Origin of the sequence: Niallia circulans (genome assembly GCF_007273535.1) — a bacterium.
In the GTDB taxonomy this organism is placed as follows: Bacteria; Bacillota; Bacilli; order Bacillales; family Cytobacillaceae; genus Niallia; species Niallia circulans_B.
On record NZ_RIBP01000001.1, the window covers coordinates 1250985 to 1263122 of the forward strand.

A 12138-nucleotide genomic window follows, 5' to 3' on the forward strand; every position below is an offset into this window, starting at 1 on the left:
TTTGTTTTTATTAAACCGCTTCCGAATATAGCTCGAATAACTGAAGAATGCTCTCGACTGACTCTGTTTCCTTTAATATTTCAATATTATTTTTATCGCTCAGCAGCTTCGTCAATTGCGAAAGTGCTTTAAGATGTGTGGTATTATCGCTAGCCGCAATACAGAAAAACAAGCGGACAGGGTACCTTTCATCATTTAAAATATATACAGGCTCATTAAGCTTAAGAAAGCTCATCCCTACTTGATTCACTCCCATTTCCGGCCGTGCATGCGGGATGGCAACTTCCGGACCAAGTACTACATATGGACCTAATGTTTTAATATTGGCAATCATCGCTTCTATATAAGAGGACTCAATTGTGCCTTTTTCTAGCAACGGATTTGCTGCAAATTTTAAAGCTTCCTCCCAATCGGGCAGTTGTTCGACAAGTTGAATTGTATCTTCTTTTAATAAATCGCTTAACACAGGTTGGTTCCTCCTCCTTTGAATATCTGTTTTTTTATGAAAAGTTAGTTGACTTAAAGCACTTGTTAATCCCTTTTCATCATATATATTTGCATGCCGCCCAATTGTTTGGACAAGCTCTTTCAAAGATATATCGTGGTATTGTATATTAAAAAGCTGCTGATATACTGCATTAACTAAGCTGTTCTTTTCATTTGGCGTCATTAATGGCTTAACATAAAAGCAAGGCAGCTTTGACTCGATCTCTACTGTCGAAAAAACAAGATCGTATTGATTAACATCCTCTTTTTGGTATCCTTGTAACGATAAGGTTTTTTCGACAGTAATCTCTGAGAAAAGCGACTCGACAAGATGTCTTACCATTAACGACGAGCTAACACCACTTGGACATACGACAATCGCCCGTTTTTTCTTCGGCATGACTTGCTTTGGTTTTGCTAATAATGCGCCAAAATGAATCGTAATAAAACCGATTTCTTCCTCGGGAATATTTATTCCTAATAGCAAGCCAATCGGCTGGATCAACTCCTGCACAATGGTATAAAGCTCGTTATGCTCATTTTTTATTTGTTTGATTAACGGATTATTTATCGGAATGCGATATTTCATTCGATAGTAAGCTGGCTTTAAATGCTGATACAAGGTTTGAACAACTTCATCCTTTTTCTCAAACACAATGGCTGCTTTGTATTCGAAATCAAATACTAGCTGTTCACATAGGTTGAAGAGTAAGTCCCTCCCGCTACCTTGAGTAGAATAACTTCCTAATGAGAGACCCAATAATTGAATCGTAAAATAGCATAATTCATTTTCATCTGACTCTAAGTCAAGAACGTGAAATAACTCCTGTGCCACTAACCACATAGGGTCATTTTTTAATAACTCGATTTCATCATGATGAAATTGAATTAATTTCTGTTCTTCAAGCCGATAAGAATAGAAGATAAGAAAATAAGCAAATTGATGCAATCTTTCTTCCACAAAATATAAATCAAACACCTTTTCTATTTTGGTTAAAGCACCGTGAATGGAACCTAACTGAATTGGATTTGTTCGGTCGGTACCTAAATAACTAATAATGGTTGAAAAATAAGGAACTTGCAGCATCTTAGCTACATGATGCTGGAGAAGGATTCTCTTATCAGACTCTGTTCCAGAAAGATGGTAGCCCTTCTGCCTGGAATATCGAATTTCGACCAATGATGGCTGATTTTTTTCATTCGCCTTTTTCACATCTGATATAACTGTATTTTTACTAACCTGTAAAAGCTGTGTTAAGTGCACAGATGAAATAGGTTCCTGCCGAATAAACAAATAGAAATAAATGAAGATTAAACGTTCCTCTTCTGTTAAAAAAATTGCTTGTTCCTTATTATCTGTTTGCTGTTTTTTATAATGAAACACCACCTCTTCTGGCACTTGAATATAATTTATTCCTTTGTACGCAATACTCGGAAGCTCTTTCTCCTTTAACCAATAATTGATTTTATCCATATCATAGGCAATTTGCCGTTTGGATAATTGAGTTTGCTCGATAACCTGATTCATAGTTGTACTCTTCACTTTTAAAAGATATTCAAGTAAAAGTGCAGGTCGTTTATCAATCATCATTGAAACTACCTCCTGAAATAATCATATAATAAAACGCTTACATTTAGAGATATCATTGGGAACAAACATTGGTATGCAGTCTTTAGCAAAATTGTGCTGAACCCCTGTCGAGACAAAGTTTTGTTTCCTCCTTATGCTTTATTGTCTCTATCTTACAAAGTACATTTGAGTATAACCATTTAATCATCCAGCCTCAAGAGTATTTTTTATTTGAAGGACTATTAGTCATTTGCAGCAAAACATGGCAGATCTTCACAATTAAACCGACCAAATAAAAAAAGGCGTTCTCCAATTAAGGAAAACACCTGATTACACTGCTCTGCTATATTTTTAGAATTTCATTCATTTATAGATTAAAATAATGCTTGAATCCCAATATAAAATTCATATAAGAAATAGAAACCGAATCCAAACAATAAAATACCCGCAATAATAGAGGTCCATTTAATCATTTGGCGGTTCATTATTTTTCTTGTAAATGACACAATTGTTAACAAACCAATATCGTGCAATAAGATTCCTGTAATAATTCCTAATGCGACAATGATAAAGCTGTTTGATTCACTGCCTTTATAGGAATCTGCTAACACAGCTCCAAATACAGATACCCAAAACACTAAATTCCCCGGTGATACCGCGACAAGCAGGCCATTGCGATATGTTTTGAAAAAGGATTTGTTGACCTTTTCACCCGCCATGGTAATATCCTTATCTGCATTTTTAATAGAATCATAGGCGAGAAAAAATAAAAATATCGCTCCGACAATCCATAATGGCATTTGTATAAAGGGAATTGCTAATATCTTCGCTAACCCTAAATACAGTGCTATTATCAAGATTAAATCAACAGTCATACCTCCGATACCAACTGCCCATCCATGCAAAAAACCATTCTTTAAGCCCTGCTTCGTCATCTCAACTGTAATTGCTCCTACCGGCATTGCAATCGCAAGCCCAACCATAACATAAGCAAAATACAAACTCACATAAACACTTCTTTCAACTCATAAGATTCCTTCTTACGTCCGTTTATATGAATTATTATACATTATAATTTATAAAAATGAAATATTATCCAATAATTTTTTCTAGTAATTTATTAAGTCATCTTAAATGATTCATGTGCTTTTAGTTTTAAATGTTTCTTCTGCTAACAGATTTCTCCTCCAGGAACAGTGAAAAAATCCAGTCCGTTATCACCAGTCAATACCCACCCCTCGAAATAAGTACTATTATGAAACAAATCGAAGTACAAATCATTCTCTAACTTAACGGAAAGTAGAAAAAGCTCCTCATAAAAAGTAATTTCCACTATCTTTCTATTCTTAATTAGTTTTTCCAAACTTTTTCTAGAGAATTTATCAGGGGCTGACACACAATCTGACTCACCGATAAGTATGCCACCTTTATCTCTTAATCTCCAAGGACATTCAACTGATAACTGAGAATGCTCAAAAATCAGCCGGAGAAATCTCCTCTTTTCTGTGTCAACATCTATTAGTTTTTGACCATAAAAATACGAAAAGTCTAAATCACTCATGTAAATCACCTTTTAATTATTATTTGAATTTAGCAGTAAATAAAATCTTACAACATCTTCTTCTACCTTAATTCTAAACCACCATACCATTTTTATCCAATATTACTCCTTTTACAGTCTTCTAAGGGCCAAGGATTGTATAATATTAAATATTATGCAGGAATCACTATCTGATAAGGTACCTACCCTAATTTACGCTTAAACTCTTTACTAGCAAAAACGTAAGCTATAATCGTTATCCCAACACACCAGGCAAGCGCGATCCAAATTTCATTTCCAACAACACCATCATATAAGAGGGCACGAATACTATTCACGATTGACGTCACCGGCTGGTTCTCTGCGAACACCCGAACAATTGTAGGCATCGTTTCTGTCGGAACAAAGGCAGAACTTATAAAGGGCAGGAATACTAGTGGATAGGAATAGGCTGTTGCCCCTTCCATTGAAACTGCCGTTAATCCCGGGATAATCGCCAGCCATGTTAGTGCCAGAGTAAATAAACCTAATATTCCAGCAACTGCAAGCCACTCGACGATATGAGCGCTCGTACGGAAACCCATTAAAAGTGCGACAAGAATAACCACGACGACAGTAATTGCATTCGAAACAAGTGATGTTAACACATGAGCCCATAATACGGAAGAGCGCTTGATAGGCATGGTAATAAATCTTGCCATTAAACCGCTCTTAACATCATTAAACAGCCTTACAGAAGTATAAGCGACACCAGATGCAATCGCCATCAGCAAAATTCCCGGTAATAAATAATTAACGTAGTTATCCGTACCTGTCTTGATGGCCCCACCAAATACGTAAACAAACAGCAGCATCATCATTATCGGCGTAATTGCCACAGTAATAATCGTATCAGGGCTACGCATGATATTTCGCATTAAACGCCCAAGTAGCACCCCAGTATTGTTGTTCATTTATTTCTCCTCCTTTTTGCTAATGATTGCGAGGTAGATTTCCTCTAATGTCGGCTGCTTCTCGATGTATTCCACTTCCGCTTTCGGAAACATCTGTTTAAGTTCCGTTAGGGTACCTGTCGTGATGATCTTTCCGCCATGCAAAATGGAAATACGGTCTGCCAGTTGTTCGGCTTCCTCTAAGTACTGGGTTGTCAGCAAGATCGTTGTGCCACCGCCAGCAAGCTCTTTAACGGTATTCCAGACTTCAAGTCGTGCTTCAGGATCAAGTCCTGTTGTCGGTTCATCGAGAAAAATGACTTCAGGATTCCCAATCAGGCTCATGGCAATATCAAGCCGGCGCCTCATCCCGCCCGAATATTTGTCAGCACGAAGATTGGCCGCTTCAAGCAGACTGAATTTTGCAAGAAGGTTATCAGCGACTTGTGCTGGATTGGATACTCTCCGCAGCTTAGCAATCATCAGCAGATTTTCTCTTCCTGTCAGCATACCGTCTAAAGCGGAAAACTGACCTGTCAGACTAATGCTTTTGCGAACAAGATCAGGTTGAACCACAACATTGTTGCCACATATAGCAACCTCACCACCATCAGGCTTCAGCAGCGTTGACAGAATATTTACCGTTGTCGTTTTACCAGCTCCATTTGAGCCAAGCAGTGCAAAAATTTCACCACGCTGGACTTCAAAATTTACCCCTTTTAAAACCGCTTTGTCTTTAAAGGATTTCTTAAGCCCTGAAACAGAAATTATTGGATTGCTCATTTTTTTGCCTCCTAAAGAATAATTTTAGAACTAGCTATATAGTCTGACTAATATTCAGTATTACTTAGTACCAGAATAAAAATATAACTGAATAACGAGCGACAATAATACCAGCTATTCAGTCTGTATTTAGTCTATTCCATTTCACTTTTTACCCAATTCATCTTTGATACTCTTATTCAAATCTTCACGGTACTTAGCAACATATGTTTTAGCGTTTGCGACAAGCTCGTCAGCAAATGCGGCGACATCTTCACCAGTTATCTCCAGCACTTGTCTGCCTTCTGCTGCACCACCTTCGAATAAATCTATTAATTCATACTGAATACGCAGCATATCCATTCCGTTGCCTGCTGAGAATTGCCACATATAGTTTTGGATTTTCTTAAACACAAACTGGTAGTTCTCTGGCAATGCCTCAACTCGTGCCATCATCATCTTATATTCTTTTTTATCACCAAGCATTTTTTTAAACATTTCCAACATTTTATTTTCCTCCTTGTTTTAAGGCTAATTAACCATTTCGATACTAATCAGCAGCATATCTCATGATGCTATGTTGACTTTAAGACACCAATTTTTGAAGATACGAAATCCCACTTTTTCCAAAATAATTCAAGCTCTTGCCGCCCAGCCTCATTAAGTGAATAAAACTTTCGCGGCGGTCCCATATCAGATGGTTTCTTTTCTATGTTCACTAGATTTTTCTTCTCGAGTCGAACAAGAATGGTGTAGACTGTCCCTTCCACAACCTCAGTAAACCCAAGCTCATTTAAGCGACGGGTAATTTCGTAGCCATAGGTTTCTTTACGGCTGATGATTTCCAACACACAGCCCTCCAAAGAACCCTTAAGCATTTCAGTTAAATTTTCGATGTTCAGCGCCTCCTCTATTTTGTACGACTTATATTCAGTGTTACTTAGTACTAAATTAAAAATGATACCGAACAGCATTTAGTTAGCTATTCAGTATTACTGATTACAACTACATTGTAGCACCGAGTAGCAGAGGAGTCAATGGGAGCTTTTAAAATAACAAAAAATAGTTAGATGCCCATTTCACTCATTACACAATGGATTTATAAGTATTACAAAGCAAATTTCTTTCCATTTCCTTTTTAGCAACTCCATTACTAACAGCAAAAAAACACTACCTCAAAGAGGTAGTGGCTTTATAAGCATTTAAAATTCAAACCGAAAGAATGATATTATTATTGTGCTTTGCTGCCATTATGTGGATAACAACGATCATGGCACTCAAAACTATATGACTCAAGCTCGTTATCAATTATTTCTGTTTGATAGTTGTTTTTTTGTAAATAATTTAATAAATCAGGGAGTTGTTCGACAGTTCCACTGCGGTCATGCATTAAAATTATTGGCGCATGTTTAGATGGATCTAACGTTTTTAACTGATCAATGACGTCTTGGACATAGTTTTTATTAGAAGCACTCCAATCATCACTATCCACATTCCAATCCCATAGCATAAATTTATTATCGCTTAACACCTTTCTAAATGAATCTGTTAAATAAGGGATGCTGCCATAAGGTGTGCGGATTAGATTTGTTTTAACACCTGTTATGCTAAGTAATGTTTCTTGAGCAGTTTGCATTTCCTTTAAAGCCGATTCTGGTGATTGATAAAATTTACTGACATCATGTGTAACACCATGCAAACCAACTCCATGCCCATCCTTCACAGTCCGTTTTACTGCGTCAGGAAAAGCCTTCATTCCAGGTTCTAACATAAAGAATGTTGCTTTAACCTTGTACTTGTCGAGGATATCCAAAATTTCTAAAGTTGAAGCAGTTGGTCCATCATCGAAAGTAAGATAAACGGTTTTTTCATTCTTTTTATTTTCTGTTGCATTGTTACTCTTATTTTCCTCTGTTGGTTTTTCAACCGCTTTATCTTCTGTTACTTTTTCATCTTTTGTATCTTTTGTAGTCTTTTCTTCCTGATTTTCTTCTGTTACATTCTCGTCCTGTTTATTTTCTGTCGTCTTTTCATTCTGCTTATCTGTTGTCTGTTCCTCCTGCTTATCCTCTGTTACTTTTTCGTCCTGTTTTTCTTCCGTTGTTGTTTCATTCTGATTTTCTTCTGTGGGCTTTACATCCTCATTATCTTCCTTCGTATTTTCAGCACTCTTATTTTCAGTCGTATTTTCAACGTTATTGTTTCCCTTTATTTGAACTTCATCTTGTTTACTTGTCATAGTGTCTTCTTCCATTTGTTTTGGCGCAGTATCACTTGATAATATTCTATTCTTTTCGGCCATGACTAAAACTAATAATATGGCTAATATACTAAATACGATAACTTTGATTTTTTTCATTTTACTGCCCTTCTCTTTCTATCTTTTAACTTATGACATTATGTATCTTAACTCTATTCCCTTTTCCATTAACAAAAAACGCCAAAATAAAAAAAGGCAAACAACTACTCAAAATAAGAAATTGTTTGACCTTCTTTTAAAATTAACTTCAATTTATAAAGATAAAAGTAAAAACAAACACTTCATTCTGTTTCTTGCAGGTTTTTTTGAAATTTTATTGGTACTTGTCTTGATTCTTTCTATGTATCTAAAATAACTTTAATTTATTATATTTATGTAATATTTTAGCATATTATTGAAATAATTTCTGCATCACTAATGTACTATTCTTAAAAATAAAATAATTAATTTAACTAGTTATATGATTCTAAGTGGACATAATGAACAATCATTTACCTAATAATAGAATTTCTGCTGCAGAGGTTTATCCTTATTAAATGTAAGTAAATAAAAAACTGCCCCTTAATAGAAATAAACTAATATACAGAAGTGTAATACTAAATACATGTGAAGGTATAAGGTAAAATTCTTCTTATACCTATACTATTAAAAACGAGTTTTCTTAAAGAAAAGTTTCACTTTTTTTAAGAAAATTCCACAAAATTTCATTATTGTATCAATCCCTACTATGAAAACGCTTAAAAAACATCAATACTGTAACAAAATAAATGTTAATGATGTGATGACAAAACTGCTGTTGCCAATTGGTATTATTGCCTAAATACAACAGATCTTATTTCTGACTCCTCAGGTAATTTCATCTACCTTCTAATATCAAGCATTATATAATAGTTTGCTCAATTAGTTCTTATCAATATTATTTTTCAAAACACCTTTTATGAATAATAAAAACTAAAGAAACGAACCCTAATAATAAAAATATGTGAGGGTTTGACTATGTCATTTAAGTTTCAATCCATCCTTAATATTTGTATGGTTTCTATTTCTTGGTTGTCGCTGTATTTTATTGGCATTAAAAATATAAAACGATTTCTTCCCGCTACATTGATAATCGGTATTATTGAAATTTTGCATGCGAAGATTGGAAAGGATCGCAAATGGTGGGTTTTTTATAATAAGCCAAACACTTATATTGTCGATGAATTACCTTTTAATTCTGGACCGTTTATTTTCATTACGATGTGGACATTAAAGATTGCCTTTGGGAATTTTAAAAAGTTTATGTTAATCAATGCGCTCATACATGCGTTTTTTGCATTTCCTTATACTTTTGCTGCAAAAAAACTGAAGTACTACACATTAGTTCGCTTTAATAATATCCAGTTTTTTATTTATTTCTTTATGAAAGCACCACTTTTGTATTTGTTACAATATCTTTTTGAAAGAAGCAATAATAGTTTACCGAAGAATTAATATGAGGATAAAACAGCAAAAAAACTGCCGACAAACGAAATTTGTCGGCAGTTTTTTTGTTTAATTGCGAATTAGATAATCAAATGCACCTAGTGCTGCAGTTGCACCTGATCCCATGGAAATAATGATTTGTTTGTAGGCACTGTTTGTACAGTCACCTGCCGCAAATACTCCAGGAATGTTTGTAGAGCCGTGTCTATCAACAACGATTTCACCGAAACGAGTACGCTCGATCGTTTCACCTAACCAGTCAGTATTTGGCACAAGACCAATCTGAACGAATACACCTTGAAGCTCAACATGGTGAACCTCTTCTGTATCGCGATCGATATAAGAAATGCCGTTAACTTTATCAGTACCGGTAATTTCTTTTGTTTGTACGTTCTTTAATACTGTTACGTTTGGAAGGCTGTATAGACGATCCTGCAATACTTGATCTGCTTTTAATTCAGGCATGAATTCAAGTACTGTAACATGCTTAACAATTCCTGCTAAATCAATTGCAGCTTCAATACCGGAGTTACCGCCGCCGATAACTGCTACGTCTTTTCCTTCGAACAATGGTCCGTCACAGTGAGGGCAGTAAGCAACACCTTTGTTTTTGAACTCAGCTTCTCCAGGAACGTTAACGTTTCTCCAACGAGCTCCTGTAGAAAGAATGACAGATTTACTTTGAAGAACAGCTCCATTTTCCAGCTCTATTTCAATTAAATCTTTCTTTTCTAAACGTTTAGCACGCTGTAAGTTCATCACATCGATGCCGTATTCCTTCACATGCTCCTCAAGGCTAGCTACAAGCTTTGGCCCTTCCGTATGCTTCACACTGATGAAGTTCTCAATGCCTAGAGTATCCATAACTTGTCCACCAAAGCGTTCAGCTACAATTCCAGTGCGAATACCTTTACGTGCTGCATAAATAGCTGCACTTGCACCAGCTGGACCGCCGCCGACAACTAATACATCATAAGGGTCTTTGTTAGAAAGCTCTGAAGCATCTGGACCGCTGCCGATTTTATTAAGAATTTCTTCTAATGTCATACGGCCGCTTCCGAATGGTTCACCATTAACGAAAACAGTTGGCACTGCCATAATATCCTTGCTTTCAACTTCCTCTTTAAAAGCGCCTCCGTCAATCATCGTATGTGATATTTGCGGATTAAAGATACTCATCACATTCAATGCTTGCACAACATCTGGACAGTTGTGGCAAGTTAAGCTGATATATGATTCGAAATGGTATTCACCTTTAATATTTTTAATCTGATCAAGCAAGCTTTGGTCTACCTTAGGAGCTCTTCCGCTTACCTGCAGCAGCGCCAAAACTAATGAAGTAAATTCATGGCCTAATGGAATCCCTGCAAAGATGACACCAGTATCTTCTCCAATACGGTTAACACTGAAGCTTGGTGTTCTTTCTAAAGTAGTTTTTTCTACTTTAATTCTTGACGACATTGTAGCCAATTCATCTACTAAGGAAAGCATATCACTTGATACTTTATCAGTACCTGCACTAACCTTTAATAAAACGTCGCCTTCCATTAGCTGAAGATATTGTTCTAATTGTGATTTAATGTCTCCATCTAATATCATTGATGACACTCCTTAGATTTTCCCTACAAGATCAAGGCTTGGCTTAAGTGTTTCAGAACCTTCTTGCCATTTAGCTGGGCAAACTTCACCTGGATTGTTGCGAACATATTGTGCAGCTTTGATTTTGTTAACAAGTGTGCTTGCATCACGGCCAATTCCGTCTGCATTGATTTCAACTGTTTGGATAACACCATCTGGATCAATGATGAAAGTACCACGATCTGCAAGGCCTTCTTCTTCATTTAACACATCAAAGATGCGAGAGATTTTTTGAGATGGGTCACCGATCATTATGTATTCAATTTTTCCGATAGCATCAGAATGATCGTGCCATGCTTTGTGTGTGAAATGAGTGTCAGTTGATACAGAATATACTTCTACTCCAAGATCTTTCAAAGCACCATATTGATTTTGAAGATCTTCTAATTCAGTTGGGCATACGAATGTGAAATCTGCTGGGTAGAAGCAAACTACACTCCATTGGCCTTTAAAGTTTTGATCTGAAACATCGATGAACTCACCGTTGTGGAATGCTTTTGCTGAGAATGCTGCTACTTCTTTACCGATTAATGACATAAAAAATTTCCTCCTTAAAATAGGTTATTGTAAAGTTAATCTATTAAAAATTATTTTTCACTTAACAACACCAAGTTATAATTAGTATTATAAAATAATTACTATTTATAATCAAATAAAATATTCTTTAATAATTAATTTAATTATAAATTACCCAGGATATAACAGAGTTGATTAGCCTTCAACATAGGAAATCCCTATATTTTTAAATGATTCCACACTTATCTTCTTCAGTTAAAACGGCAAATCGCAGCAACCTAATGCCATTAATTTCTTCCACGATTTTTTCAATTACACTGCCTTAAATAATAATGTGGTTCATTCGTATGCTCTGTTCTAACTTATGGAGAACCTCTTTATTTTTCCCTATGGAATTATAATCATTCATATTTGATATCACTTAAGGAATGTACTAAACCTAGCATTAAAATATATTGATTTTAGGAAAAGTACACACACTTAAGAACCACATATTTATAATGCCATACTTAAGTACCCTCTATATGTTGCTGTTGTAAATATAATAATACAAATTGTTATAAAAATAATAATAAACGGCTTGAACACTCGAAAATTCAAGGTTCAAGCCGCATGGATAATCATTCCTAAGGCAATCAGCAAGACTTTATTATATATAAGGAATTTTATTGTATACACTTCAGTTAGTTTCATCCATTAACGACCAATTTTTAACGGCATATAGTAATGTATCAATAATACAATGAGGTGACTATACGATGAGTTTGTTTAATCTTTTTTCCCGTAAATGTACCATTTGCAAACGAAAAACAAAGCCATTACGAGATTATTATAATGAAGAAGGAAATATAATTAATATTTGTCTCCCTTGTTCGGAATACGCTGAGCGGAGAGCGTATAGACTTAAAAATTAATGAGATTTTAACTTATTATTTTTAACAGCCTTCTCTAACAAAAATATCATTAGCTA

Annotated in this window: 11 protein-coding genes; 1 reads left to right on the forward strand and 10 read right to left on the reverse strand. The window is 35.4% G+C overall.

Features of this window, described 5'->3' with window-relative positions; genetic code table 11:
• Positions 1-10: 10 nt before the first annotated feature.
• The 8 genes from CEQ21_RS07000 to CEQ21_RS07035 all read right to left on the reverse strand — a co-directional run bounded on the left by CEQ21_RS07000 (position 11) and on the right by CEQ21_RS07035 (position 7649).
• Positions 11-2077, reverse strand: a complete 2067-nt coding sequence (locus CEQ21_RS07000; RefSeq protein ID WP_185763858.1) for a BglG family transcription antiterminator — start codon at positions 2075-2077, stop codon at positions 11-13.
• Between the two features lie 353 nt (positions 2078-2430).
• The gene (locus CEQ21_RS07005; RefSeq protein WP_235907192.1) at positions 2431-3063 is read right to left on the reverse strand and encodes a LysE family transporter; all 633 of its coding nucleotides are present in this window, start codon (positions 3061-3063) and stop codon (positions 2431-2433) included.
• Between the two features lie 164 nt (positions 3064-3227).
• Positions 3228-3617, reverse strand: a complete 390-nt coding sequence (locus CEQ21_RS07010) for a hypothetical protein (RefSeq protein ID WP_235907193.1) — start codon at positions 3615-3617, stop codon at positions 3228-3230.
• Between the two features lie 182 nt (positions 3618-3799).
• On the reverse strand, positions 3800-4549 hold the full coding sequence (locus CEQ21_RS07015; RefSeq protein WP_185763860.1) for an ABC transporter permease: 750 nt from the start codon (positions 4547-4549) through the stop codon (positions 3800-3802).
• The gene (locus tag CEQ21_RS07020) at positions 4550-5311 is read right to left on the reverse strand and encodes an ABC transporter ATP-binding protein (RefSeq protein WP_185763861.1); all 762 of its coding nucleotides are present in this window, start codon (positions 5309-5311) and stop codon (positions 4550-4552) included.
• A 144-nt stretch (positions 5312-5455) separates the two neighbouring features.
• Positions 5456-5797, reverse strand: coding sequence for a DUF1048 domain-containing protein (locus CEQ21_RS07025; RefSeq protein ID WP_185763862.1), 342 nt, complete (start codon positions 5795-5797; stop codon positions 5456-5458).
• A gap of 68 nt (positions 5798-5865) precedes the next feature.
• Positions 5866-6186, reverse strand: coding sequence for a PadR family transcriptional regulator (locus CEQ21_RS07030; protein WP_185764132.1), 321 nt, complete (start codon positions 6184-6186; stop codon positions 5866-5868).
• Between the two features lie 335 nt (positions 6187-6521).
• Positions 6522-7649 carry a polysaccharide deacetylase family protein gene (locus CEQ21_RS07035; protein ID WP_185763863.1) on the reverse strand — a complete coding sequence of 376 codons (1128 nt, stop codon included), beginning with the start codon at positions 7647-7649 and terminating at the stop codon, positions 6522-6524.
• An 897-nt stretch (positions 7650-8546) separates the two neighbouring features.
• Between CEQ21_RS07035 and CEQ21_RS07040 the strand changes: the two genes are divergently transcribed.
• Entirely contained in the window at positions 8547-9023 is a 477-nt protein-coding gene (locus CEQ21_RS07040) for a hypothetical protein (protein WP_185763864.1), read from the forward strand.
• A gap of 60 nt (positions 9024-9083) precedes the next feature.
• Here the strand turns inward: CEQ21_RS07040 and ahpF are convergent, their stop codons facing one another.
• Entirely contained in the window at positions 9084-10613 is a 1530-nt protein-coding gene (ahpF, locus tag CEQ21_RS07045) for an alkyl hydroperoxide reductase subunit F (protein ID WP_185763865.1), read from the reverse strand.
• A gap of 12 nt (positions 10614-10625) precedes the next feature.
• Positions 10626-11189 (reverse strand): alkyl hydroperoxide reductase subunit C, encoded by a 564-nt coding sequence (gene ahpC / locus CEQ21_RS07050; protein WP_185763866.1) that lies wholly within the window; start codon positions 11187-11189, stop codon positions 10626-10628.
• Positions 11190-12138 lie beyond the last annotated feature (949 nt).